Raw genomic sequence first — 25,475 nt, 5'->3', positions numbered from 1 at the left:
CGGTCGGCGTCAGAGGTCCTTGCGGCGGACCAGTACCCCTAGCACCAACAGGCCGGGAATCAGCGGCAGCCACACGGTGAGCAGGCGGTAGCCGAGGACGACGGACGCGGCGGCCGACGCCGTGGTTCCCGAGGCGGTGAGGGCGAAGACCAGCGCGGCGTCGAGGGAGCCGATACCGCCCGGCGTGGGCAGCAGGGCGGCGGCGCTGCTCGCGGCGAGGTACAGCAGCGCCACCCGGGCCGGGGACAGCGGCAGTTCGACGGCCTGTGTGACGCAGATCAGCACCAGCGAGTGCAGCGCGGCGAAGGCCAGCGAACCGCCCCACAGGGCCACCGCCCGCTGCGGCCTGGCGTGCACGGCCCGGATGTCGGCCAGCACCGCCGCGAGGGCACGCCGACACCGGGGCCACAGTGGGCAGTTGAGCAGTACGGTCACGAGCACGAGGACTCCGAGTACGGCACCCACCACACCCACGGAGATGTGCGGGACACTCAGCACTCCCGGACAGACCGCGGCGAGGACGCCGATCAGCACGATCCGGACGGCCACACCGGCGGTCGCCTTCACGGCGAGGGCACTGGCCGAGCGGCCGACCGGCAGGCCGCAGCGCATCAGGAAACGCAGGTTGACGGCACCGGCGCCGAGCCCGGCGGGCAGCACGTGGTTGGCGGCCGACGCGGCGAGCTGCGCGGCCACCAGCCGTCCGCCGGGCAGCCGTTGGGGCACCGCGCCCTGCTGGGCGAGCGCCGAGGAGACCCAGGTCCCGAGCGCAGCCGTCCCGGCCACCAGCAGCCACCCCTGATCGGCGACGGCGAGCCGCCCGGCCCCGTTCGCGAGCACGGGCCAGTGCCGGCGGAGGAGACAGACCACGGCCACGAGCACGCAGAGCGTCAACGCGGCCTGCCAGTAGGCACGTCGGCGACGGGTGCCGGTCGTCGCGGTGAGATCGGGAGGTGCCGTCATGCGCCTCCGTCCCTCTCGGTGGTCGGGGCCACGCGCAGTTCCAGTGTGCCGTAACGGTGGACGGGCCAGTCGTGGGCGTAGGCGGGTGGGCGGCTGCCGGCCGGTGTGATGTCGGCGACGGGCATACGGTGGGCGGTGCGGTCGATGGCGGCCCGGCTGGTGTCGGCGTTGTGGCCCCCGGTCGCGCCGGAGGCGCAGCCCGTGTAGAAGGCGACCGGGATGGCGTCCTGCCCGGTGAGCAGGCAGGGTGTGCGCACACCGAGGCGGTGGAGTTCGGCGGCGGTGCGGGACCAGTCGCGGTGTTGGGCGTTCGCACGGCTCACCGTGCGTTCCAGGACGGCGAGTTGTATCGCCAGATGCCCGGCGAGTCCCACCGCGAGCAGGGTCACCGCGACCCGCCGCCATGCTCCGGTCGGACCGGTGACCAGGTGGATCAGCGCGTCGGCGACGGGGATCGCCACCAGTGCGTAGGCGGGCAGCAGGAAGCGCGGGGCCGCGTAGCCGATCATGAAGAGGTACGGGAAGGCGGCCGTCGCGGCGCAGGCGAGCGGCACGAGGGTGGGCGCGGTGCGCCGGGCTCGGACCGCGACGACCAGCCCGACGACGGCGAGCACGGGCAGTACGAGCCACCAGACGTCGACCGCCGGGTTGGGCATGGCACTCGTGCAGGGGCGGCACAGGGCGCGCCCGCCCAGGCTGCGCAGCTGGTCGGTGATCGCGAGGTGCCAGCCGAGTCCACCCTCGATCGCCGAGGCGTCGTGCAGTCGCTGCGTCAGGCCGCCGTAGCTGACGTATGCCTCGATCACCCATTCCACGGCGCCGGACGCGAGCCCGGCGAGGAGGACGGCGAGCAGCCGCCAGTGGCGGGCGAAGAGGCCGAGCGCGAGGAGGGGCAGGGTCACCCAGACGGCGTCGGTCGGCCGCATCCACGCCATGAGGGATGCGCTCGCCGCCAAACCCCACAGGAGCGAACGGCCGGCATGGTCGGCGTGGGCCCGCAGGAAGCAGCCCGCCGCGGCCAGGGCGGCCACGGCGACCCAGTAGTTGGGCATGGCCTGCGGACCGTAGAAGAGCGTCACCCAGAGGGAGGCGAAGAGGGTGCCCGCCAGGGTCAGGACGCGGACGGGGAACAGGGTGCGCCAGGTGCGGAGTGCGAGGAAGAGGGCGAGGCCGGAGAGGGCGGCGAGGTAGACGCGCAGCAGGGTGGTGGACGAGGACCATGAGGTGACGGGTGCGACCAGGAGGGAGATGCCACGGGCCCGGGGTGCGCTGAAGAAGGTGGCGGGGGCGTGCGCGCTGATCTGGCTGACGTACACGGTCTCGTCCCAGCCGAGGCCCAATCCGGGGCGTACGAGCACCAGTTGGGCCAGGGTGAAGGCGACGGCCACCAGCGCGAGGGGGTACTCCGAGCGGCCGGGCGCGGCCGGCGCTCCGAGCCGTCGGATCCCGGCGAGTGTGGCGTACCTGCTGCCGGACATGGCCCACCCTCCCCCCTACAGTTTGTAGGGTTACTGGCACCCTACAGCCTGTAGGACTGGAGACGGGGGCCAGGGAAAACATGGACAAACTATCCCGCCGCAGGTGTGGTCGGGGTCTGTACTTCACCTCCTTCATGCCACGATCGCGGGCGGCCCAGGTGGACGCGGGGGCGTTTCGGCCGTGTGCGGTCGGCCACTTCGGCGCCGAACGGAGGCTCGGGTCCGGGCAGCAGGGCAGGCCCGAACGGGCGAACCAGGCACGCCTCATCCGGCGGCACGCTCTCGGAGGCGCGCTACGCCGAGGTCTTCGTACGGGCCGTGCTGCGGCATAACGCCCGCCCGGGCACGGTACGAGCGGCGCATGCCATGCAGCCGACGCCCCGCTCCCGGTCCAGTGGAACTCGCCCCGCCGGGCGACGGCCGCCGGATCAGCCAGGGACGCACGCCCTTCGGCCGGGCCAAGCGCCTAAGGGGCGTGCCGTCAGCCGGTGCTCCATTTCTGGTTGTCCCCGCCGGTACAGCTCCACAGTTGCAGTTCCGCGCCGTTGCCGGTCCCCGCGTCGGTGACGTCGACGCATTTGTCGGCCTGGAGGTTGACCAGATCGTGCGCGGCGTTGAGCCGGAACCGCTGGGCTCCGGTGCCGTTGCAGGTGACAAGCTTGATCCACGCACCGTCCGTCCGCGAACCGCCGTCGACGTCCATGCACTTGCCCAGGGCGCGGACCGTTCCGTCCGACACGAACCGCCACTTCTGCCGGGCGGCGCCCGAGCAGTCCCAGATCTGCAGGCGGGTGTGGTCCGCCGGGTTGCCTCCGGTCACGTCGATACAGCGGCCGGAGCCGTGCCCCCGGATCAGTACGCCCGTGGCAGCGGCGGCGGTGGAATCGGCGGCCGGCGCGGAACTCCCGGACGTCGCCCCGCCGTTCTTGGTACCGGCCTTCGTCGTGGCCGTGGCATCACCGGTGTTCTTGCCGGATGCCGGTGAACCGGCCTTCGGGGTCGGCTGCCGGGTGGAATCGGCTTCGAGTGCGGAGGATTCACCCGACGGCGAGGCGGAGTCGGACGAGCCGGTCACGTCCTCGTTCTGTCCGCCGCCCCGGACGGTGTCCGATCCGGTACCGGCCGCCGAACGTCCCTTGCCGTCGTCGCCGTCCATGAGGAGCAGGGAGCCGGTCAGCAGGACGACGCCGGTAGCGGCGGCGGCGAGCAGCATCTTGCGGCGCCGTACAGGTCGGGGTACGGACCGGCTCGGAGTGGCCGTGGTGTCGACGCGGCGGTCGGTCCCGTCCCCGGCGGGGGCGTCGGTACGCGCGCCCAACCTCCCGGTGTCCGGCGCGCGTTCGGTGAATGCCGCGAACTCGGCCGCCACGGCGGACATGGGCGGCGGGGGCACGGACTCGGGGCCGGAGCCGGGAGCGGGTCCCAGCGCGGCAGCGGCCTCGGCGATCGCCGAGGGTCCCCTCGACCGGCGGGGCAGGGGCAGCGAGGTGTCGTCGGTCGGGTCGGTCCGGGCCGTGGCGGCCTCCGCCGTCGGATCCTCGGAGGAGGCCGTCATGTCGTCCTTCCGGTACGGGAGTGGTGGATTCCTGCGCGGCCGGTACGACGTCGAAGTGTCGAAGACGTCGTGGTCGTCCGTGGTCGCCTGTGGTGGTCGGCGACGGCTTTGAGTGGGCGCCGGCGATCGCCGTCCTCGCACCCGAGGGCGATTGTGTCGTGCGCACGACCACCTAGGCAAAGGGCGACACGCGGCGCCGGCTCGGTGACACCGACGACTCGGTCACCCAACTACCCGTCTCGGCACCATCGTTGAGGACGGGACGTCGTCGGTGCCCAGTGGCGTCGGCACGGCCGGGCACCCTTCGCGGTCGCCGGCAGCCTGGTGTTACCGGCGACCGCGTCCGCAAGCAGCACCATCGGGAACCCGCCCGGAACCCGTCGGATCGGGCGCCCTCGAAGACCGTCGACAGAACGAGGAAGCCAAGTCGGCCACCGACTCGTGCGTCACAGCGGCAACACCGGACTTAACCTGACCGCACCCGGTGTCGGCCGGCCAGTCCAACTCCCCTTGTACACCTCACACTTCAGGAGCGAATCCGGTATGGAATCCACCGCCCTCACCTTCGAGACCGACGTCTTCGACAAGGAGTATGTGGACCTCGGCGGGCGTCGCGAAGCCATCGTCCGGGGTGGCCGGTATCTGTTCGACCGCCTGCCGCGCGCCTTCGCCGGGGTGAACCAGGTCGGCGTCATCGACCGAAAGCCGGACCGTCTTCGCCCAGGCGTACTCCGCCGCGCACCCCGTCGGCCTGGAGATCACCCACGAGATCTACGACGAGGTCAGCTCCGGCAACGAGATACGCAGCGTGGTCCTGGCCGTCAAACGACTCGACCGCTTCCCCATGGACCAGATCGACCAGGCCGACATGTGGCAGGTCGGCCGGCGCGTCCGCGCCGCGCGCAACGAGAACAACAACGAGGACGGAATCCCGCTCGACCCCTTCACCGCCGGCGTCTTCAGCGGCGTGATGATGGGCCAGGTCGACGCGCTCATCGAACGCGGCCACCCCTACTCCGAGATCGCCAACGAATCCGTCATCGAGGCCGTCGACTCGCTCAACCCCTATATGCACGCCCGCGGTGTGGCGTACATGGTCGACAACTGCTCCACCACCGCCCGCCTCGGCGCCCGCAAGTGGGCACCGCGCTTCGACTACCTCCTCGCCCAGACCGCCTACCCCGCCATCGACGACGACACGAAATCCGTGGATCCCACCCCCTTCGACGCGTTCGAGAACCACGTCATCCACGAGGTGCTCCGGCGCTGCGCCGAGATGCGGCCCTCCGCGGACATCTTCGTCGCGTAACGGATCAAGCGCCGTGACAACTCCCCAGCCCCTCAGCCGGCAGTTCTGCGCCCTCCTCCTCGACAGCCACCACCGCCTGACGGGAAAAGAGTTGGGCCCACCGCCCCTCGCCTCCGCGGACACGGCGGCCGAATGGCTCTACGAGGACGCGCCCTTCGGCCTTCTCGCCCACGACACCGCGAACGACCCGACCTTCATCTACGCCAACCGGACCGCCCAGAAATGCTTCGAGTACACCTGGGTCGAGTTCGTCGGCCTCCCCTCCCGCCTGTCCGCGGCACCCGACGCCCAGCCGAACCGGGACGCCTTCATACGGTCCGTCACGCGTGACGGCTACGCCGCCGGTTACCGCGGGGTCCGCATCGCCAAGTCAGGCCGCAGGTTCTGGATAACGGACGTGACGATGTGGGACCTGATCGACGCCCAGGGAACCCGCCATGGACAGGCCGCAGTCTTCCCGTCGTGGTCCGACCTCTAGATCACCACACAGCAGGAAGGCAGCTTCCACGTGCGCGCCGGGCCTCGGCGATGAGTTCGGTGCTGTCGCTCACGGCGGCGCGCCCGCGCTTGACCGGCTTGCCCGCGACCAGGACCGTGTCGATGTGTGAACGGTCCATCTGCAGCGCCACGGCAACGAACAGCTCTGACCGCGCCGATGCAGAAGACGACGCCAAGTCGAACCTGTCCTCGGCACGGGCCCGTTGGCGGTGCCGCAGTCCCGGACGTGAGATCGCAGCGTCCACGGTGTGCTTGGCGAAGCAGGCCGAACGCATCCCGTCGGCATCGGTGAACCTCAACTGAGCACCGGGGTGAAGGCGTTCGTTGCGGACGATCAGCCGCATCCCGATCGGTCGGCCCTTCAGTACGACCGCGCCAGGTCAGCCGCTTTCCCGGCCCGGCAGGGGCGCGCCCTTCAGGAAGGCGTGATAGGTCTCGACGGCGTCCGGCTCGATTTCAGCGTTGGAGGGGCCATAGCGAGTGTCGGTGCGGTCCCGCTTCGGTCCGGAGACCCAGAACTCCTCGTTGGTCTGCACGTCGTAGAAGTTCGCGTCGGACATCCCCCCTGCCCGGCGCAGTGTCATCCCGTGAAAATACGCAGTGCTCCAGGTCTTCGAGAAGTCCACCCACCCGATCCACGAGGGTCCTTGATCAGTGCTGTAACCGGACTTCAACTGCACGAACATGAGACGACGAGGCATACGCCCAGGGTCCTGCACGGACCATGTCCGTGACCAGCCGTTTTCCGGGCCCTGCCCGCGACGTTTCGTGACGTTCCGGCGGTGCGGCGGTGCGGCGGTGCGGCGACACCTCGCCCGGATCGTCCGCCGCACGCGACTTGCGCCACGCCATCAGCGCCACCGATATCGCCGCGGCCAACCCGGCGCATACCCGCCGCCTGGGCATCTGGCCGCGATCTCCCTCCCCCGCGGGCTCAACGCCTGGTCGGTGGCAGCCATCGGCCGCGTCAGCAAACCCCCGCCAAATCGACAGTCACGTACGTCGATGACGGCGCGTCACCCACGCAGGATGTCCCCCAACGCCTCAAGGCGAGCGCCCCTCCACAGTCGCTCGGGCCCAAGAACTGCGGGCGCTTGAGGCCGGAAACCGGTCTGTCAGGCGTCTGCCAGGATCGCGTTCGCGCCGACAAGTACCCATCTGCACCGTGTACCACCAGTAGACAAGGCCCTCTCACTCGTCGTTCACCCAGCGCATGAGCCGCTGGAGCGGGTAGAAGCCGTCGTGGGAGAGGCCTGGCGGCATGCCTCCCGCACCGCCGAGGGACACCACCCGCTGAACCCCGGCGCAGGCGAGGGCATCGCGCAACTCCGCTTTGCGGATACTGGGGTACACACCCACGGTCTGCGTGGCGACCCCCGCGTAGGCGACGGTTTCGGACAGCTCGGCAACCGGGATGACGTTGACCATCTTTCCGTCGGGGTGGAAGTCGACCGGTTCGGGCGAGCGGATGACCAGGCCCCGGCCGTCGTAGCCGCCCCACACCCGGTAGTCGGGGGTCAGGGAGCGCAGGACGTCGATCTCCTCGCGGAGTGCCGTGGTGACCCGGGGGCCGTCGGCGGAGCTGAACTCCCTTGCTGTGCCCAGGCGTTCGCACAGCAGGGCGGCGTAGCGGTCGGCGTCCGCCCAGGAGCCCTCGACGAACTGGAAGCGGCTGGCCACGCAGGCCTGTTGGTTGAAGAAGGTGGCGTCGGTGGCGCCCGCGTCGGCGGCTCGGGCGAGGGTCTCGGGGGACTCGAAGGCCTCGCGGCCGATGAGCGAGATGGAGGTCTTGGGGTCGAAGGAGACGAGTTCGAAGCCCGGGCCGACGTACCGCAGTGCGCCGCGAATCGTGGCCTCGCCGCCCCAGGCGACCAGTTTGTCGAAGAACTGCGGGCGGAACAGCACGCTCTCCACCGTCTCGTCGCCGCCGCGCCAGTACACCGCGGAGAACGAGCGGACCACGGGGTGGCCGGGAGCCACCGCCGCCATCGTGCGCAGGATCGCGGTCGCGGTGAACAGGTCGTTCGAGGGCAGTTTCAGCAGGTTGACGCCCTTGGTGAGGGCGCCGCGCACGACGGACATCGCGGCGACGCCGGGGGCGTTGCCGGCGATGATGTGCACCAGGCGCGGCGGGAACGCGCGGGTGGCCGCGGTCCGGTTGTCGGGCAGACGTACCTCACGCCAGCCGTCGAGCACGTCCGCTCCGCCGAGTTCGTGGTCGATCTGGGCGTACAGGCCCGGTCGTTGGAAGCTGCGCCACAGGACGGCGTAGGCGCGTTCGAGGACTTCGGCGGGCAGCGGGCTGACCCGGACCATGCGGTCGAGGGCCTCGGCGAGCAGGCCCTCGCGGTCCGCCTTCAGGGCCTCGCCGGTCTCCACCAGCAAGTCGACGATCTCCGCTACGGGCACATGGAAGGCGGGGCCGGGTTCGGTGCGCGGCCGGACGAGGCGGTCCAGGTCGAGTGCCGGTGCGGTGAAGGCGGAACCGGCGCGGCCGTACGCGACCGGTGAGCCGTGGTCGACCTCGCCGCGCACCACGTGCACGACCTCCGTGTCGGTCGTGGTGCTCATCCGTGGATCATCCCCCGCACATAGGAGTCGAGTGTCGCGGCGCAAGTGATCTTGTCCTCGCCGCCGAGGTCGCCGTAGCGGCGGATGTCCGGCAGGACGGTCGGTCCTGGTCGGCCGCAAGCGCAGGGCGAGAAGTCGACGAAGACCCGGTCTCCGCTGATCAACCCGCCCCACCGGCCCTCCAGCGAGACGTCCAGGAAGGCGAACCGGCCCTCCACCACGCCCTGTTCGGTGTTCAGCAGCTTCTCGCCCGGCTCGTCCAGGACCAGCGGGATCACCCACGGCGGCACGTGGTAGTTGCCCGACTCGCAGGCCAGGCAGGAGCCCTGAAGCTCCGTCATGCCGTAACTGCGCACCCGCCGTACGCCGTCGTAGAAGGCGGCGAACTGCTGTTGGTAGTCGTCGGGCAGGGCCCCGTTCTTGTTGCCGCCGCCGCTGAGGACCAGCGTGTCCGGGTGCAGGCTCCCGTCGGGTACGCCCTGGGCGCGCAATGCATGGATCAGGGTGAACTGCTGGTTGTTCATCCCGGCGATCAGCAGCGGCTCGGTCCGGTGTGCGGCGATGTCGTCGACGATCTGGGCGACAGCCGCGCCGAGTTCCTGTTCGCGGGTTCCGGACGCGGCCTCGAAGGAGCTGATCTCCTGCGGGGTCGCGGTGCCTTCCCCGATGCGGCGGCGCAGCAGGGCGCTGCTCATCAACTCCGAGACCCGCATGGGGTCTTCGGTCAGCAGTCGGGTCTCACCGGGCCGGACGAAGACCTCGGCATGCCAGCGGTAGCCGTCGATGGAGCGCATCGGACCGCTCGCCGGTGCCAGGAGGTAGCCGCGGCGGGTCTGCGCGGGCGGCAGCGGGTCGGGCCAGCAGGTGAGGTTCTCCAGGATGTCGTGCAGGAAACTCAGGTCGCTCGCGGCGCAGTTGAGGAAGGAGACCTTTCCCGAGGTGCCGCTGGTGATGTAGGGGCGGTGGCCGGCGGCCGTCACGCGGTCGGTCCATTCGTCGATGTCGGTCACGCCCTCGACGTCGACATCGCCCGGCTCGACCACCGACACCGTCGTGTACCAGCGCAGGAGCCGGTCCCACCGGCCGCCGGTGATGAGGGAGAGGGGGTACGACTTGTAGCTGGTGTGGGAGAAGAGCAAGGGGACGAGGTCGTCGGGGCTCTCGATCCCGTGGACGCCGCTCTCCGCCGCCCGGGTGCGCAGCAGCGGGATGCGCTCGCGGTGCGCGGCGAAGGCCTCGCGCGCCGCTTCGAGCTGCAACTCCCGCAGTTCCCGGGCGGGTTGGTCGAATGTGTCACCGGACCGGACGAGGGCCCGGATCTGCTCACGTGCGCTGGGCACGGCAACCACCTCCATCAGTCATGACGTCGGGTTGTTCGCGAGATAGGAGGACTCGATGGCGTCGAGGTCTCCGCGCAGTTCCTTCGGGGTGCCGGTCATGACGACCCGGCCCCGGCGCAGGACGTAGACGCGGTCGGCGATGTCGAGCACCTTGCGCACGTGCTGTTCGACCAGCAGTGCGCCCAGGCCCTGGTCGGCCGCCTCGCGGACGGCGCGCAGGAGTCGGTCGACGACCAACGGGGCGAGTCCCAGGGAGAGTTCGTCGGCCAGGAGGAGCCGGGGGGTCCGGCACAGGGCGCGCGCCAGCGACAGCATCTGCTGCTCGCCGCCGGACAGCATGCCCGCGCCGGTCCTGAGGCGTTTCTCCAGTTCGGGGAAGAGCGCGACGGCCCGGTCGGGCGGTACGCGCCCGACCCGTAGGTTGTCGGTGGTGTCGAGGCGGGTGAAGACGGCGCGTTCGCCGACGTAGGCGAGGCCCTCGCGGGCGCGGCGGTGCAGGGGTGCGTGGCCGGGGGTGCCCAGCCAGCGGACCTCGCCGCTCATCGGGGTCAGATCGCCGGACAGCGCCCTGAGGGTGGTGGTCTTGCCCGCGCCGTTGGGGCCGAGCAGGGCGACGACCTCGCCCGGCCGGACCTCCAGGTCGAGGTCGCTCACGACGGGTCGGCTGCCGTATCCGGCGGACAGGGCGCGGGTCGCTATCAGGGGCACATCTGTGTCGTGCACGGGGTCTCTCCTCAACCGGAGTCGGCCGGAAACCGAAGTCGACCGGAAACGGCGGCCGGCCGGACCTGAGCGGGCTCAGCCGGACGACGCGGCCGTCAGCACCTTGCGGACGTCGACGAAGGTGGACCCGGCCTTGGCCCACTCGATCTTCCCGCCGCGGATGGTGAGTTCGGTGGCGGTCGTGTTGTGGATGCGGTCGAGTCCCTTGATCGGCAGGGCCGTCGACGCCTTCCAGTTCAGGGGCGGGGTCAGGCCGCCGGTGTCGATGCCGGAAGTGGTGTTCAGCTCCTTCACCAGTGCCGCGGCCGAGATGGTCGGCAGCTTCTTGGCCGCCTCGGTGAAGACCTTGAAGGCCACCCAGGTCGTCGCGTTGGCACCGTTGGTGGTGTCGATGTCCTTGCCCTTGGCCGCCGCGACGAAGTCCTTCCACACGGCGTCGGAGGTCGGCGGGTAGTAGCCGGTGATCGCGGCGCCCTCCAGGGGGCTGCTGCTGCCGCCGGTGCTCGCGGCCAGCTGCGGGGTGAGGTTGCCGACCACGCTGGCGAGCTTGGTCTTGTCGCCGGACTGCACGTACGACTTCACGAACAGGTCCGAGGCGGTACCCAGGATGACGCTCACGCAGTCGCTGCCCTTGGTCGCGGCGACCTGCGGGGCGAGGTCGGTGGCGGTGAGCGGCACCTTGAGGTCCTTGGGCGGCGTCCCGCCGGCGGAGGTCACGCCCAGGGTGAGGAACTGCGAGACCACGGCCGCGGCGGCCACGTCGTACCGTACGCCGGTGATCTTCTTGCAGCCCTGCTCCACGAGTTGGCGGCCGTGGGCGGCGAACACCACCGGGGTGCCGCCGTTGACCGGGAAGGACAGCGGGTTGGAGAACTCCGCGGCGGAGACGCCGGTCCCGCCGATGTACGGGATGCCGGCCTTCTGCAGGATGGGCATGTAGCGGTCACCGGCGAGGCTGTAGGAGCCGACGACCGCGGCCACCTTGTCGGCGACGGCCTGCTGGGCGCACTTCTCGGCTTCGTCGGGGTCGCCCTTCTCGTTGCAGAACTCGACCTTCAGGGGTCCGCCCTTGATCCCGCCGTTGGCGTTGATCCACTTCTCGTAGGCCGTGGCGGTGAGGTGGATACCCGGCTGGGCGCTGCCCTGGGTGTTCTCCGGTGCCCAGACCATCACCTTGACCGGAGTGCCCTTCAGCGACGAGGTCTCGGCCGAACTGCTTGCCGCCTCTCCCCCGCACCCTGCCAGGAGCAGGGCTCCGGTCACCGCGAGACAGCTGGCTGCGGCGCTTCTGCGTCGGCGTGAGTCGTTCATGGTCCCTCCGGGGATCGCGCCCAAAGTGGGCGACGTCGAGATGCCGAACAGCATGGGGTGCGTTTTGGGGTTAGTGAAGTACTCTCGGCACAATTATTTAAATGAATACACTGTCTCGTCCCGCGTCTGGGAGGTTCCTCGGATGGACGACGTCCTGCGTTTCGCCCTGCTCGGCCTGGGGCTCGGCGCCCTCTACGCGCTCACCGCGCACGGCATCGTGCTGGTCTACCGGGGCTCCGGTGTCCTGAACTTCGCGCACGGCGCGATCGGGATGGCCGGTGCCTACGTCCAGTGGGAACTCGCCGTCAACCACGGCGTGCCGTACTGGCCCGCCACCGCGTGCGGCGTGCTCACCGCCGCCGTACTGGGCGTGCTCACCCACCTGTTGGTGATCCGCCCGCTGCGCAGGGCGTCCACCCTGGCCCGACTGGTCGGCACCCTCGCGGTGTTCATCGTGCTCACCGCGATCGCCGTCAAACGCTACGGCGACAGCCTGCAGTTGGTCCCGGGCAAGCTGCCCACCCGGCTGCTGACGATCGCCGGGGCGACGGTCTCCGAGGACCGCGTCTGGCTGCTCGGCATCGCGCTCGCCGTGACGGCCGTGCTCCATCTCCTGTACCGGCGCACCCTGTTCGGCCTGGGCACCACCGCCGTCGCCGAGAACGAGGGTGCCGCCGCCGCGCTCGGCTGGTCCCCCGATCTGATCGCCGCCGGCAACTGGGCGCTGGGTTCCGCGCTCGCGGGGCTCACCGCCATCCTGATCGTCCCGGTGATCGGTCTGTCGGTGACCGGGCTGACCACGCTGCTGCTGAGCGCGCTGGCCGCCGCCCTGGTCGGCAGGTTCTCGTCGTTCCCGATCACCCTGGCGGGCGGTCTGGTCATCGGGGTCGCGCAGTCCGAACTGACGCGCTTCGGCTCGGGTGTCACCGGACTCGCCTCGTCGGTGCCGTTCCTCTTCATCGCCCTGGTGCTGGTCGCGCGCGGACGGGCACTGCCGCTGCGCGGCACGTTCCTGGACCGCCTCCCGGCGCTGGGCACCGGCAGGGTGCGCCCCGTCCCGCTCGTGCTGGCCGTGGTGATCGGCCTGGTGCTGGTGAGCCTGTCCACCCCGCTGTGGGCCGACGCGATCACCAGCACCCTGGTGCTCTCGCTGATCATCCTGTCGATCATCGTGGTCACCGGTTACGCGGGCCAGGTGTCGCTGGCGGCCTACGCCCTCGCCGGCACCGGCGCCTTCATCGCCGGGCACGCGGCGGCGGACTGGGGCTGGCCCTTCGAACTCGCCCTGCTCGCAGGCGTGTTGGGGACCGTACCGATCGGCCTCCTCTTCGCCCTGCCTGCCGTGCGCACGCGCGGGGTCAATCTCGCGATCATCACGCTCGGGCTCGGCACCACCCTGGAGGCGATGGTCTTCCAGAACACCGACCTGTCGACGACGCCCGGCAGCGACGGCATCGCGGTCGGCAACCAGACGCTCTTCGGCATCAGCATCTCCGGCGTCGACCATCCGCAGCGCTACGCCGCCGTGGTGCTGGTCCTGTTCGTCGCCGCCACGCTCGTGGTCGCCAACGTCCGGCGCAGCCGCACCGGCCGCCGTCTCGTCGCCGTACGGGCCAACGAGCGGGCCGCCGCCGCCCTCGGCATCGACGTCCGCGCGGCCAAGCTCTACGCCTTCGGCCTGTCCTCGGCCATCGCCGCGCTCGCCGGAGTACTGACCGGCTTCCGCTCGACGTCGGTGGTGTTCTCCGACTTCGCGAGCTTCGACTCCGTCACCGCGCTCGGGCTCGCCGTCATCGGCGGTGTCGGCTTCCTCGTAGGCCCGCTGTTCGGCGCCACGTTCGCCGCGGGCACGGTCGGCGCCCGGTTCGGGGACCTGGTGCTGCCCGGGCTGAGCGAGTGGATGCCGCTGATCGGCGGGATCATCCTGGTGCTGACCCTGGTCGGCAACCAGGACGGAATCGGCAAGGAACTCGGCAGGCAGGCCACGGGCCTCCAACGGAAGCTGTCCCGCAAGCGCGCCACGTCCGTATCCGAGGAACTGGCCGAAACCCTGCCGGACGTACCCCGCGCCGCACCCCTCTCGCTGCATGTCCGCGGCCTCACCGTCCGCTACGGCGGGGTCGTCGCCGTCGATGGACTCTCACTGGACGTCGAACCGGGCCGGGTGGTGGGTCTGATCGGCCCCAACGGCGCCGGCAAGACCTCCGCCATCGACGCCGTCACCGGCTTCACCCGGACCGCGTCGGGCAGCGTCCGCCTCGGCGAGCGGGACGTGACCCGGGTGCCGGTGCACCGGCGGGCCGGGGCCGGGCTGAGCCGGTCCTTCCAGTCGCTGGAGCTGTTCGAGGACATGACGGTCCTGGACAACCTCTACGCCGCCTGCGAGCGACCGGGCCGGTGGACCTGGCTCACCGACCTGGTCCGTCCCGGCAGTCGCCCGCTGCCCGCCCAAGTGCTCGTCGCCGTACGGGAGTTCGGGCTCCAGGACAGTCTGGACCGGCCGGTGGGTGATCTGTCGTACGGCGAGCGGCGGTTGCTGGCGATCGCGCGGGCGGTGGCGACCTCGCCGTCCGTGCTGCTCCTGGACGAACCGGCGGCGGGACTGTCCGACGACGAGACACAGGAGTTGGCCCAGCTGGTGCGGCGGCTGGCCGAGGACTGGGGCATGGGGGTGCTGCTCGTCGAGCACGACGTCGACATGGTGATGAGCGTCTGCGACCAGGTCGTGGTGCTCGACTTCGGCCGCCGGATCTGCGCCGGCACCCCGGACGAGGTGCGCCGCGATCCGGCGGTCCGGGCGGCCTACCTGGGCGACCTGGAGCCGGAGACGACGGCTTGAGAGCGGACGGCGCCGAGGCCGGGGCGATGACGTCCGTCCCGGTCGGGCCGGACGTCCCCCGCCACTCGGGCGCGGGCAGTCCGACGCCACGACACGACCGGCCCGCGGCGTCTCGCGGACGCTGTTGGCCAATCCGGTCAGCGGGCCTGGGTGACCCTGCACAGCCGAGAAAGCGTGACACTTTTGCGACACGTGTCACGCTTTTTCGGAAGGGTGCCCCGGCCGCACCGGATTCTCCAACAGCATCCGTCTCGCGCGGCGGGCCGGTCGAACGCGTTCCGGTCGACGAACTGGCCGCCGCCGACGCCTGGTTGACAGAGCGCGTTCGCACGCCGCCTCTCGGAGGTCCGCCCCGACGGGACCACGTCACGCCTCGCGCAGGTCCGCCACGTACGGCTGGTGGGAGAGCAGTCCGCCGTCGACGCGCAGGGTGTGCCCGGTGACGAAGGCGGACTCGTCGGAGGCGAGGAAGACGACGGCCGACGCGACGTCCTCGGGTCGGCCGAGGCGCGGGGTGAGGTGATGGCGGAGCATCTTCTCCCGGATCGCCCCGTGCGCCGAATCGGCACTCGCCTGCGTGACGATGAACCCCGGGGCGATGGCGTTGCAGCGCACGCCCTGCTTGCCGTACTGGGTGGCGACGTACTGCGTGAGGTTGATGAGGGCGGCCTTCGAGGCGCCGTAGGCGGGGTTGCGCAGGTCGCCCGCGAGACCGGCGCCGGACGAGGTGTTGATGATCGAGCCGGCGCCGCGGGCGATCATGTGCGGGACGGCGGCCTGGATCGCGACCATGGTGCCGCGCAGGTTGATCCGCATGGTGTCGTCCCAGACCGCCGGGTCGGCCTCCAGGACGGCGAGGTCCTGGCGGGCCGCGAGGTGGGTGGCCGCCGCGTTGTTGTGCAGGACGTCGAGGCCGCCGTAGGTCTCGACTGCCGTGGCCACCATGGCCCGTACGGAGTCGATGTCGCCCAGGTCGACCGGGACGGCCGTGGCGGACCCGCCGGCGGCCCGGATCTCCTCCGTGACCGCCTTGGCGCCGTCGAGGTTCAGATCCGCTACGACCGTGTGGGCACCCTCGGCCGCGAGGCGGCGGGCGGTGGCGGCACCGATGCCGGACGCGGCCCCGGTCACGATCGCGATCCTGTCGTCGAGTCGTCCCATGACTCAACCACCTTTCTCAGTCAGTGAGTTCGCTGCCGACGACGGAGACGAAGGAGACGCATTCGCCGGGGCCGCCGCCGAGGTTGTGGGTGAGGGCGAGCGAGCGGCCTTCGGCCAGGGTGCGGACCGTCCGCTCGGGCGGTGCCTCGCCGCGCAGTTGGAGCCAGGCCTCGAACATCATGCGCAGTCCGGAGGCGCCGATGGGGTGGCCGAAGGCCTTCAGTCCGCCGTCCGGGTTGACCGGCAGTGAGCCGTCGAGGTCGAAGGCGCCGCTGGCGACGTCCTTCCAGGCCTGTCCGCGCGCGGAGAAGCCCAGGTCCTCCATCAACACCAACTCCGTTGGTGTGAAGCAGTCGTGGACCTCGGCGAGGGCGAGTTCGGCGCGCGGGTCGGTGATGCCCGCCTGCCGGTAGGCCTCCTGGGCCGAGACGACGACCTCGGGGAAGGTGGTGAAGTCGTAGTCGGGGTCGAGGAGTCCGTCCGCGGGTCCTGCGACGAAGGACAGCGCCTTCACGAAGATCGGCTTGTCGGTGTAGCGGTAGGCGTCCTCTGCGCGTACGACGATCGCCGCCGCCGAACCGTCCGAGACCCCCGAGCAGTCGAACACGCCGAGCATGCCCGCGACGATCGGCGCCGACCGGATGCGCTCCATGGGCACCTCCTTGCGGAACTGGGCGCGGGGGTTGCGGGCGCCGTTGACGTGGTTCTTCCAGGCGATGCGGGTGATGACGTCCTTCAACTCCTCTTCCGCGAGGCCGTACTTGGCGGCGTAGGCGGGGGCGAGGAGGGAGAAGTTCGCCGGGGCGGTGATCTCGCCGCGACTGTCGTCGCCCGCGCCCGGCATCGTGGTGCCGGAGAGCCCGGACATGCCGGAGTCCTTCAACTTCTCCACGCCGACGGCCATCGCCACGTCGTAGGCGCCGGAGGCGACCGCGTAACAGGCGTTGCGCAGCGCCTCGGAGCCGGTCGCGCACATGTTCTCCAGGCGGGTGACCGGCTTGTACGGCAGGTGCAGCGGGCGGCTGAGGGTCAGTCCGGAGACTCCGGAGGCCTGGGTGCCGAGCCAGAACGCGTCGATGTCGTCGAGCGTGATGCCGGCCGAGGTGACGGCCTCGCCGACGGCGTCGACCAGCAGGTCGTCCGCCGAGCGGGTCCAGTGTTCGCCGAAGGGCGTGCAGCCCATGCCGACGATCGCGACCCGGTCCCGGATTCCGTGCGAGCTCATACGCCTGTCCCCTCGGTCTCGCCCGTGCGCAGCGGCCGGGCCTTCCAGAAGTAGTTGTGGACGCCTGCGGCCGTGACCGTGCGCCGGAAGGTCATCTCGACCCGGGCGCCGATGACGGCGTCGGCCTCGGTGGCGTCGGTGAGCTGGCAGCGGAAGCGGCCACCGCCGTCGTAGTCGACGACCACGACGAGCATCGGCGGGCTCGGGGTGTGGGCGAGCCGGTCCACGGTGAAGGTGGCGACGGTGCCGGGCACGTGTTCCATCGGCTCGTCGGTCATGGCGTCGATGCTCCGGCAGGACACGCACACCCGGTCCGGCGGCAGATGCCGGGTCCCGCACTTCTCGCAACGGGAGGCGACGAAGCCGTACTTCCAGCTGTTGCGGCGGTGCGCGGGCGGGGCGTAGGGCGGCTCGGGGTCCGGGCGGCGGGGTGGTTCGCGGTCGAGGAGGCCGCGCCAGGAGAGGTAGGTCGCGTACGGCATGGGGGCGCTGCCCGCGGCGATCTGCGCGGCGACCGGACGGGCGGCGCGGTGCGCCGGGAGCGCGTCGGTGGTGCGCAGGAGCAGGACTCCTGCGCCGTCGCCGAGGACGACGAGCGCGATGATCCGGCCCGGTTCGGCGCGGTCAAGGACATCGGCGAGAAGCAGGCCGGGCTGGGCGGTGCCGGCGTTGCCGATCTCCGCTGTGAGGTCGGCGGTGGCCGCCTCGGGCCGTACACCTGCGGTACGACGCACCGTCGCGCACGCGCGTGCGTGCAGGCCGGAGACGATGAGGTGGTCTACGGCGCCGCGGTCCAGGCCCGCCTGATCGAGGGCGGCGCTCAGTGCCTTGTCCGCCAGGGACACGTAGATCTCCTCGGCGAAGCGCTCCTCCCAGACGCGGGAGGCGGGTGCGCCGGGCAGCCGCCAGCGGTCGAGGATCTCGTCGCTGACCGTGTCGTGGGCGAGCAACTCCGCAAGCACGGGGGCTCCGTTGCGGTGGCCGCCGAAGGCGAACGCCGCCGCGCCGTCGCCGCCCGCGCTCTCCTCGCCGCCGCCGGGCAGGCCGGTGCGCAGATCGGACAGGACCGCCAGGGTCGGCACCGGGGAGCGGGCGGCGGTGACCAGCGCGCCGAGGCCGGAGCGGACGGAGCCGGCCATGTCGACGGCGAGGACGTGCGGGTCGAGGCCGAGCGCCGCGTGGACGGCGGTCGCGTTCGTCTTGTCGAGATAGGCGGGCGCGGCGGTGGCGAGGAACAACTGGCCGATGCGGGTGCGCAGTCCGTCCCTGGCGAGGGTGGACCGGGCCGCCTCGACGGCCATCGAGGTGGTGTCCTCGTCGTAGCCCGCGACCGCGCGCGTGCCCCGGGACGGGGTCGTCCCGAGGGTGGCGGCGATGTCGGCACGGGCGAGGCGGTGGTACGGCACGTAGGCGCCGTATGCGATCAGTCCGGGCATCAGCGTCCTCCCTTGGCGTCGGTGGTGTGTGTGGGCCGTTCGAAGACCGCGGCCAGGCCCTGGCCGCCGCCGAGGCACATGGTCTCCAGGCCGTAGCGGGCCTGGCGGCGGTCGAGTTCGCGCAGCAGGGTGGCGAGGATGCGGCCGCCGGTGGCGCCGACGGGGTGGCCCAGCGAGATGCCGGAGCCGTTGACGTTGAACCGCTCGAAGTCGGCCTCGGTCAGGGCCCATTCGCGCGTGCAGGCGAGCACCTGGGCGGCGAAGGCCTCGTTGAGTTCGATCAGGTCGATGTCGGCGAGTTTCAGCCCCGCGCGTTCAAGTGCCCTGGCCGTGGCGGGTACCGGGCCGATGCCCATCGTCTCCGGGGGCACGCCCACCACGGCCCAGGAGACCAGGCGGGCCAGGGGGCGCAGGCCGAGTTCGGCGGCGCGCTCGGGGTGGGTGACTATGCACAGGGCGGCGCCGTCGTTCTGTCCGCTGGCGTTGCCCGCGGTGACGGTCGCCTCGGGGTCCTGCCGTCCGAGTACGGGACGCAGGCTCGCGAGTTTCTCCAACGTCGAGTCGGGGCGCGGGTGTTCGTCGGTGTCGACGACTGTCTCGCCCTTCCTGGTCCGTACGGTGACCGGCACGATCTCGTCGGTGAAGCGGCCCTCGCGCTGGGCGGCGACCGCCTTCTCGTGGGAGCGCAGGGCGAGTCGGTCCTGCTCCTCGCGGGGAAGGGCGTACTCGCGCCGCAGGTTCTCGGCGGTCTCCAACATGCCGCCGGGGACAGGGTGGTTGACGCCTCCGGAGGTGACCCGGCCGCGGGCCAGCCGGTCGTGCAGGGTGGTGCCCGCGCCGCGTACGCCGAAGCGGACGCCGGTGGTGTAGAACTCGGCCTGACTCATGGACTCCACTCCCCCGGCCAGCACGAGGTCGCTCGCGCCGGTCTGCACCTGCATGGCCGCCGTGATGACGGCCTGCAGTCCGGAGCCGCAGCGGCGGTCGATCTGCAGTCCCGGCACCTCCACCGGCAGACCGGCGTCGAGGGCGGCCACGCGGCCGATGGCCGGGGCCTCGCCGTTGGGGTAGCACTGGCCCAGCAGCACGTCGTCGACGGCGGCGGGCGGGATACCGGTGCGGTCCAGTACGGCGCGTACGACGGCGGCGGCCAGCTCGGTCGCCGGCACGTCGCGGAAGACGCCTCCGTAGCCACCGACGGGGGTACGCACGGGTTCACAGATCACCGCGTCACGCAGGAGGGCGGGCATCGGCCAGACCTTTCATGAGGGGTCACATGTACCGGCCGCCGGTCACCTCGACCACGGCTCCGGTGACGTAGCTCGCCATGTCGGAGGCGAGGAAGAGGACGACCTGGGCGACCTCGGCGGGCTCGCCCGCACGGCCCAGGGGAATCTCGGCGAGCTTCGCGTCCCAGGCGGCCGGCGGCATCGCCTCGGTCATGGCGGTGCGGATCAGGCCGGGCTGTACGGCGTTGACGCGGATGCCCGCCTTGGCGAGTTCTTTGGCGGAGGCCTTGGTGAGGCCGACGAGTCCGGCCTTGGCCGCGCTGTAGTTCGTCTGGCCGAAGTTGCCGACCTTGCCGGCGATCGAGGAGATGTTGACGATACTGCCGCCGCGTCCGTGCGCGCGCATCGCCTCGGCGGCGTATCGGGTGCCGTTCCAGGCGCCGGTCAGATGGACGTCGACGACCGCGCGGAAGTCGGACACGGCCATCTTGCGCAGGGTCGCGTCGCGGGTGATTCCAGCGTTGTTGACCATGACGCCCACGGGGCCGAAGGTGTCGGCGCAGTGGGCGACCAGGGCGGCGACCTCGTCCTCGTCGGTGACGTCGCAGCGCAGCGAGGCGGCGGCGACGCCGTTCTTGGCGAGGCGTTCGGCGGCTTCCGCCGCGGCCTCCTCATTGATGTCGCCGAGGACGACGGACGCGCCCGCGGCGCCGAGGACTCCGGCGATCTCGAAGCCGATGCCCTGTGCGCCGCCGGTGATCACCGCGTTGCGACCGTCCAGCAATCCCATGTCAGCCCGCCCCTGGCTCGACGCTATTCCACTTAAATAGATAACCTATTATGCTGAAACAATCAATACAGCGATCGGCTGGGCGAGCGAGGCCGGGCGAGGAGAGCACACGGGTGGACATCAGCTATCCCGCGGAGACCGAGACGTTCCGCACCGAGGTCAAAGGGTTCCTCGCCGAGGCGCTGCCGCCGGACTGGAAGGGCATCGGCGCGCTCGACGAGGAGGCCGCCTGGGCCTTCGCCCGGGACTGGCGGCGCCTGCTCGCCGAGCACCGCTACCTCTCCCTCACCTGGCCCGAGCAGTACGGCGGCTGTGGCCTGTCCAAGCTCCACCAGGTGGTCCTGATGGAGGAACTGGCCCTGGCCGGTGTGCCGTTCGGGCTGCCGCAGGACACCTTCGGCGTGAAGATGCTGGCGAACACGCTGCTGCGCTGGGGCACGGACGAGCAGCGGAGCCATTTCCTGCCGCGCATCCTCAGCGGCGAGGACACCTGGTGCCAGGGCTACTCGGAGCCCGACGCGGGCTCGGACCTGGCCTCGTTGACGACACGTGCGGTCCGCGACGGCGACGAATGGGTGATCGACGGCCAGAAGGTGTGGACGTCCGGCGCCCACCACAGCGACTGGATCTTCGTCCTGGCCCGCACGGACCGCGCCGCGCCCAAGCACCGCGGTATCTCCTTCCTCCTCGTCCCGCTGGACCAACCCGGCGTCGAGGTAAGGCCGTTCCGCATGATGAGCGGCCAACTCCATTTCAACGAGGTCTTCTTCAACGGCGCCCGCACGCGCGCCGACCTGGTCGTGGGCGGCGTCGACAACGGCTGGACGGTCGCGCAGAGCCTGTTGGGCGTGGAGCGCGGGGAGGAGGCGGCCACCAACCCGATCCTGTTCCGGGCCGAGGTGGAACGCCTGGTGGAACTGGCCCGCCTGTACGGCAAGGACCAGGACCCGGTCATTCGGCAGCGGATCGCCTGGTGCTGGTCCAAGGTCGAGATCATGCGCTATCTCGGCTACCGGATCCTGACCGGCTGGCTCAAGGGCGCGGAACCGGGCCCCGAGTCGTCGATCGCCAAGCTGTACTGGAGCGAGTACCACACGAAGGTCACCGATCTCGCGATGGACATCATGGGCCTGCACGCCCAAGTGCCGGTGGGCCGACCGCCGTTGCGCACCTACCGCACGGACGACCCCGGCGCCGCGAACTCGTCGGCGTCCTGGTCGACGACGTACCTGATCGCCCGCTCCGGGACGATCTACGCGGGCACCTCGCAGGTGCAGCGGAACATCCTCGCGGAGAAGGTGCTGGGGCTGCCGCGCGAGCCGAGGCTCACGAACCCGTAGGCCGCTCGAAGGTGTCGAGTCCGGGCACCGGACGCGGTCCGGTCCCCGGGCGCCAGCCCGCGTCGAGTTTGCGCAGGCCCACGCCGTCCGGTGCCCAGATGTGGCAGCTGTTCAGCACCCCGGCCGTCGCGCGCGGGCCGTTCGCGGGCTCGCCCGCGTCACGGCGGCGCCCGTTGGCCGACATGGCCGCCTGCACCACGGCGGGGCCGAGCACCCGGGCCAGTTCGTAGAGGTGGGAGCAGCCCAGGACGCCGCGGAACCGCTCCTGGATCGCCCGGTTGTATCCGGCGGCGACGCCCAGGCCGATCAGGCTGTCGAAGACCGGGGTGATGAACGGGCACTCGGCGTGCGGAAACGTCAGCATGTCCGCGTTGGCGGCCACAATGGTCATGTCCGCGAGGCGGACCCGCACCACCAGCACCATCCGGTGGATGTCGGCGACCGCCGGCTCGGCCCACGGCCGCTCGTCCCGCAACTCCGCCTCGACCGAGATCTCCTCGCCGCCGGGCTCCTGGTGGGCGGTGACGGTGATGGTGCGGCGGTGCAGCGGGAGTTCGGCGCGGCTCACGACGAGGCCTCCGCAGGCTCCGGCGTGTTCTCCCCCAGCCCGGCGAACTCCGGCGGCCGGCGTTCGATGAAGCTGCGCACGCCCTCGCGGTAGTCCGGGGCGCGTTTCGCCGTGGCCAGCAGCGCGGCGGCGGTGTCGCGGCTCTCGGTGAAGCTTCTCGCCTGGTCGTCGGCGAGCTGCCGCTTGATGAGGGACATCGCGTACGGGCTGGCGGTGCGGGCCAGTTCCGTGGCGTAGGCGAGGGCCGCCGGGAGCAGGTCCTCCGGCTCGACGAGACGGTTGACCAGGCCCATCGCCTCCGCCTCCGTTCCGGTGATCCGGCGCGAGGACAGCAACAGGTCGCTCGCGTTCCCGTAGCCGACGAGCCGGGGCAGGAGCCACGAGACGCCGTCCTCCGCCACCAGTCCGCGCGCGCTGAACGCGGCGGCGAACTTGGCGCCGGGCACGGCGAACCGCACGTCGCACATGAGCGCCTGGTTGAAGCCGATGCCGGCGCAGGCGCCGTTGACGGCGGCCACCAGGGGCTTGGGGAACGACATGGGCCGGGTGCGCGGCGGCAGCCGGTCGGTCGGCCACGGGCGCGCACCGGAGGACGCACCGTCCAGTACGCTCATGTCCATGCCCGGGCAGAAGCTGCGTCCCGCGCCAGTGAGGACGACGGCCCGTACCGCCGGGTCCGCCTCGGCGCGGTCGAACAGCTCGTTGTAGAGCAGCTCCATCTCCAGCGTCCAGGCGTTGTGCCGCTCGGGCCGGTTGAGAGTGAGCAACATGACTCCGTCGCCGGTCAGCTCGCTGAGGATCACCGGGGCCGCATGCTCGTTCATCGAGGTCACTCCCAGAGCCCGTTGGCTTTATAGCTAGATGAATCATCTATATACCCAACCATGGCCCGGGCACCAGATGAGGTCTCCCCAAGGCAAGATCATCCAGACCTTGACCTGGTACCCTCGATGCACTAAGACGATTCATTTTGCTATATGGAGGAGCCCGCCGTGGCCGAGGCAGCCCGCGCAGAAACGCCCACCGTGCCCGTCCCCGCGCGAGGCCGCGTCGGACGTCAGGTCCGTGTACCGAAGACCGCCGAGCTGGTCGCCGCTGAGCTGCGCCGCCAGATCGTGCGGGGCGAGCTGAAGCCGGGCGACGCCCTGCCGCCGGAGTCCGGGCTGATGGAGCAGTTCGGCATCTCTCGGCCGACGCTGCGCGAGGCGTTCCGCGTCCTGGAGTCGGAGTCGCTGATCACGGTACGCCGCGGTGCGCACGGCGGCGCCCGGGTGAGCGCCCCGGACTCCGATGTCGCGGCCCGCTTCGCCGGCCTGATCCTCGAATACCGCGGCGCCACCCTGGGCGACGTCTACCGCGCGGCGGCCGTCATCGAGCCCCCGTGCGTGCGCCAGTTGGCCGCCAAGCACACGGCGGACGACATCAAGCGACTGCGCGACGCGGTGGCGACCGAGAAGACCGTCCTGGACGACCCGCTGGGCCTGGTCGAGGCACAGGACACCTTCCACGCCCTGCTGATCGAACTGACCGGCAACCAGACGCTGATCCTCCTGTGCGGCATGCTGCGCAACATCATCGACCGGGCCAACGCCTCGTACACCGCGGCGGCCACCGACGCCGAGACCCAGAAGGCGCAGGCCCTCAAGGGACACCGGGCCCATGTGCGGCTGGTCGGCCTGATCGAGTCCGGCAAGGCGGACGAGGCCGAGAAGCTGTGGCAGCGCCACATCAGCGGCGCCGACGACGTGGTGAACGGGGCCGGCCCCAAGACGGTGCTCGAACTCATCGACTGACCGGGCCCACCCTCGTCGACCGACCGCACGGATCGAGGATCACCGAGCCGATCCCACCCTCACCCCTTGCGTCTCCGAAACAGTTAGATAATTATAGGAGGCGTACTGAATAGATCTGGGGTCCGGAGGCGACGGCCATGGCCGAACAGCGCAAGCGAATCTTCGACTGCGACCAGCACATGTACGAGGAACGGGACTCCTTCACCCGCTACCTCCCGAAGGAGTTCCTCGGCCAGGCAGTAGCCCCGGTGACGCTCCCGGACGGCCGCGAGGTCATCCTCGCCGGGGACCGCATCGTGGTCTGTCTGGAGCCGGAGTTCGGGCAGGTCTACCGGCCCGGCTCGCTCAAGGAGATGCTCAAGGCCATGGCCTCGGGCAACCCCGACGAGACCTACCAGTTCGAGCCGATGCACGAGTCGTACCAGAACCGCGAGGCCCGGCTGCGCGTCATGGACGAGCAGGGCCTGGACCAGACGATCATCTACCCGGGCGGCTGGGCACTGGTCGCCGAGGAGTACGTGCAGGGCGTCGAACCGCTCTACGCCAACTACCACTCGTTCAACCGCTACATGAACGAGGTGTGGGGCTTCAACCACCAGGACCGCATCTACTCCCCCGCGCTGCTGTCCCTGCGCGACCTGGACCACGCGGTCAAGGAGCTGGAGTACGTCCTGGACAAGGGCGCCCGCTTCATCATGCTGCCGACCGGGCCGCAGTACGGCCGCTCACCGGGCGACCCGTACTTCGACCCGTTCTGGAAACTGGTCAACGAGGCCAAGGCCAGCGTCTGTTACCACATCAGCGAGTTCTACTACAACTCGCATGTCGCCCCGGCCTGGGGTCACGACGCGAGCCCGATCCATTTCCGGATGTCCGCGTGGCAGTGGATGAACACGTACGGCCAGCGTCCGATCGAGGAGACGCTGTCCGCGCTGATCTTCGACAACCTCTTCGGGCGCTTCCCCGACATCAACGTCCTGGTCTCCGAGTTCGGCGCCGAGTGGGTGCCCCACTTCGTCCGGCACATGGACAAGAGCCGGGGCATGGGCCGCAACGGCCCCTGGATCGGCGGCCAGTTGGCGGAGCGGCCCAGTCAGGTGTTCCGCAAGCACATCCGTGTGGTGCCTTACCCGGAGGACGACATCCCGAGCCTGGTCAAGCGGCTCGGCTACCACGAGTCGATCGTGATGGGCTCGGACTTCCCGCACGCGGAGGGCATCGCCAACCCGGCCGACTACCGCAAGCTCCTCGCGGAACTCGACGAGTCGGTCCAGGACGACATCATGTACAACAACGCTCAGCAGCTGATCAGCCGCTGAGCCCCGCACGCCCCCGCCTGGCGGCGG

The 25,475-nt window shown here is 70.8% G+C and carries 22 protein-coding genes and 2 pseudogenes; 7 read left to right on the top strand and 17 right to left on the bottom strand.

Annotated features, from left to right (window positions below; translation table 11 throughout):
• Positions 1-9 precede the first annotated feature (9 nt).
• From OC490_RS16860 to OC490_RS16845, 4 genes are all read right to left on the bottom strand, one after another.
• Complete coding sequence (locus OC490_RS16860) at positions 10-963, bottom strand: YbhN family protein (RefSeq protein ID WP_262058761.1); 954 nt, start codon at positions 961-963, stop codon at positions 10-12.
• Complete coding sequence (locus tag OC490_RS16855; RefSeq protein WP_262058760.1) at positions 960-2,441, bottom strand: hypothetical protein; 1,482 nt, start codon at positions 2,439-2,441, stop codon at positions 960-962. Before OC490_RS16855 ends, OC490_RS16860 begins: the two co-directional genes overlap by 4 nt.
• A gap of 481 nt (positions 2,442-2,922) precedes the next feature.
• Positions 2,923-3,996 carry an RICIN domain-containing protein gene (locus OC490_RS16850; protein WP_262058759.1) on the bottom strand — a complete coding sequence of 358 codons (1,074 nt, stop codon included), beginning with the start codon at positions 3,994-3,996 and terminating at the stop codon, positions 2,923-2,925.
• Between the two features lie 519 nt (positions 3,997-4,515).
• Positions 4,516-4,758, bottom strand: coding sequence for a hypothetical protein (locus tag OC490_RS16845; protein ID WP_262058758.1), 243 nt, complete (start codon positions 4,756-4,758; stop codon positions 4,516-4,518).
• Between OC490_RS16845 and OC490_RS49345 the strand changes: the two are divergent.
• From OC490_RS49345 to OC490_RS16835, 3 genes and pseudogenes are all read left to right on the top strand, one after another.
• Positions 4,742-4,843: pseudogene (locus tag OC490_RS49345) on the top strand (hypothetical protein); the annotation flags it as partial. The gene OC490_RS16845 and the pseudogene OC490_RS49345 overlap by 17 nt on opposite strands.
• Entirely contained in the window at positions 4,841-5,305 is a 465-nt protein-coding gene (locus tag OC490_RS16840; protein ID WP_315986682.1) for a hypothetical protein, read from the top strand. The pseudogene OC490_RS49345 and the gene OC490_RS16840, both read left to right, overlap by 3 nt.
• A gap of 13 nt (positions 5,306-5,318) precedes the next feature.
• Positions 5,319-5,783 (top strand): MEKHLA domain-containing protein, encoded by a 465-nt coding sequence (locus tag OC490_RS16835; RefSeq protein ID WP_262058757.1) that lies wholly within the window; start codon positions 5,319-5,321, stop codon positions 5,781-5,783.
• 202 nt (positions 5,784-5,985) lie between these two features.
• Here the strand turns inward: OC490_RS16835 and OC490_RS16830 are convergent.
• The 6 genes and pseudogenes from OC490_RS16830 to OC490_RS16805 all read right to left on the bottom strand — a co-directional run.
• Positions 5,986-6,171 (bottom strand): annotated as a pseudogene (locus OC490_RS16830) (IS1380 family transposase); the annotation flags it as partial.
• A gap of 12 nt (positions 6,172-6,183) precedes the next feature.
• On the bottom strand, positions 6,184-6,429 hold the full coding sequence (locus tag OC490_RS16825; protein WP_262058756.1) for a hypothetical protein: 246 nt from the start codon (positions 6,427-6,429) through the stop codon (positions 6,184-6,186).
• Positions 6,430-6,994: 565 nt separating this feature from the next.
• Positions 6,995-8,374 (bottom strand): acyl-CoA reductase, encoded by a 1,380-nt coding sequence (locus OC490_RS16820; protein WP_262058755.1) that lies wholly within the window; start codon positions 8,372-8,374, stop codon positions 6,995-6,997.
• The gene (locus OC490_RS16815) at positions 8,371-9,714 is read right to left on the bottom strand and encodes a hypothetical protein (protein WP_262058754.1); all 1,344 of its coding nucleotides are present in this window, start codon (positions 9,712-9,714) and stop codon (positions 8,371-8,373) included. The genes OC490_RS16820 and OC490_RS16815 overlap by 4 nt, the downstream gene beginning before the upstream one ends.
• An 18-nt stretch (positions 9,715-9,732) precedes the next feature.
• Positions 9,733-10,437: an ABC transporter ATP-binding protein gene (locus tag OC490_RS16810; RefSeq protein WP_262058753.1), complete on the bottom strand. Its 705-nt coding sequence runs from the start codon at positions 10,435-10,437 to the stop codon at positions 9,733-9,735.
• A 75-nt stretch (positions 10,438-10,512) separates the two neighbouring features.
• Positions 10,513-11,748 carry an ABC transporter substrate-binding protein gene (locus tag OC490_RS16805; RefSeq protein WP_262058752.1) on the bottom strand — a complete coding sequence of 412 codons (1,236 nt, stop codon included), beginning with the start codon at positions 11,746-11,748 and terminating at the stop codon, positions 10,513-10,515.
• Between the two features lie 142 nt (positions 11,749-11,890).
• Between OC490_RS16805 and OC490_RS16800 the strand changes: the two genes are divergently transcribed.
• A complete protein-coding gene (locus OC490_RS16800; RefSeq protein WP_262058751.1) occupies positions 11,891-14,587 on the top strand; it encodes an ABC transporter permease subunit in 2,697 nt (898 codons plus the stop codon).
• A 366-nt stretch (positions 14,588-14,953) separates the two neighbouring features.
• Here OC490_RS16800 and OC490_RS16795 read toward each other — a convergent pair whose 3' ends face one another.
• Genes OC490_RS16795 through fabG form a run of 5 tightly spaced genes read right to left on the bottom strand, consistent with a single transcriptional unit; the run spans position 14,954 to position 20,428 of the window.
• Positions 14,954-15,748 (bottom strand): SDR family NAD(P)-dependent oxidoreductase, encoded by a 795-nt coding sequence (locus OC490_RS16795; protein WP_262058750.1) that lies wholly within the window; start codon positions 15,746-15,748, stop codon positions 14,954-14,956.
• A 16-nt stretch (positions 15,749-15,764) separates the two neighbouring features.
• Positions 15,765-16,973, bottom strand: a complete 1,209-nt coding sequence (locus OC490_RS16790; protein ID WP_262058749.1) for an acetyl-CoA acetyltransferase — start codon at positions 16,971-16,973, stop codon at positions 15,765-15,767.
• Positions 16,970-18,409 (bottom strand): OB-fold domain-containing protein, encoded by a 1,440-nt coding sequence (locus OC490_RS16785; protein ID WP_262058748.1) that lies wholly within the window; start codon positions 18,407-18,409, stop codon positions 16,970-16,972. Before OC490_RS16785 ends, OC490_RS16790 begins: the two co-directional genes overlap by 4 nt.
• On the bottom strand, positions 18,409-19,659 hold the full coding sequence (locus OC490_RS16780; protein ID WP_262058747.1) for an acetyl-CoA C-acetyltransferase: 1,251 nt from the start codon (positions 19,657-19,659) through the stop codon (positions 18,409-18,411). The genes OC490_RS16785 and OC490_RS16780 overlap by 1 nt, the downstream gene beginning before the upstream one ends.
• Before the next feature lie 22 nt (positions 19,660-19,681).
• Positions 19,682-20,428: a 3-oxoacyl-ACP reductase FabG gene (gene fabG, locus OC490_RS16775; protein WP_262058746.1), complete on the bottom strand. Its 747-nt coding sequence runs from the start codon at positions 20,426-20,428 to the stop codon at positions 19,682-19,684.
• A gap of 113 nt (positions 20,429-20,541) precedes the next feature.
• On the opposite strand from fabG, the gene OC490_RS16770 reads away from it, so the two are divergent.
• Positions 20,542-21,768, top strand: coding sequence for an acyl-CoA dehydrogenase family protein (locus OC490_RS16770; protein ID WP_262058745.1), 1,227 nt, complete (start codon positions 20,542-20,544; stop codon positions 21,766-21,768).
• Here OC490_RS16770 and OC490_RS16765 read toward each other — a convergent pair.
• On the bottom strand, positions 21,755-22,336 hold the full coding sequence (locus OC490_RS16765; RefSeq protein ID WP_262058744.1) for a DUF2889 domain-containing protein: 582 nt from the start codon (positions 22,334-22,336) through the stop codon (positions 21,755-21,757). The genes OC490_RS16770 and OC490_RS16765 overlap by 14 nt on opposite strands.
• The gene (locus OC490_RS16760; protein WP_262058743.1) at positions 22,333-23,160 is read right to left on the bottom strand and encodes an enoyl-CoA hydratase-related protein; all 828 of its coding nucleotides are present in this window, start codon (positions 23,158-23,160) and stop codon (positions 22,333-22,335) included. Before OC490_RS16760 ends, OC490_RS16765 begins: the two co-directional genes overlap by 4 nt.
• Positions 23,161-23,328: 168 nt before the next feature.
• Here OC490_RS16760 and OC490_RS16755 point away from each other — a divergent pair, with 168 nt between their 5' ends.
• Both OC490_RS16755 and OC490_RS16750 read left to right on the top strand, forming a co-directional pair.
• Positions 23,329-24,129, top strand: a complete 801-nt coding sequence (locus tag OC490_RS16755) for a FadR/GntR family transcriptional regulator (protein WP_262058742.1) — start codon at positions 23,329-23,331, stop codon at positions 24,127-24,129.
• A 137-nt stretch (positions 24,130-24,266) separates the two neighbouring features.
• Positions 24,267-25,448 carry an amidohydrolase family protein gene (locus tag OC490_RS16750; protein WP_019071890.1) on the top strand — a complete coding sequence of 394 codons (1,182 nt, stop codon included), beginning with the start codon at positions 24,267-24,269 and terminating at the stop codon, positions 25,446-25,448.
• The last annotated feature ends 27 nt before the right edge of the window (positions 25,449-25,475 follow it).

The sequence above is a fragment of the Streptomyces sp. STR69 genome, from assembly GCF_024519455.1.
In the GTDB taxonomy this organism is placed as follows: domain Bacteria; phylum Actinomycetota; class Actinomycetes; order Streptomycetales; family Streptomycetaceae; genus Streptomyces.
The sequence above is the reverse complement of the archived record's forward strand: the minus strand, read 5'-3'. Positions and strand labels throughout refer to the sequence as shown.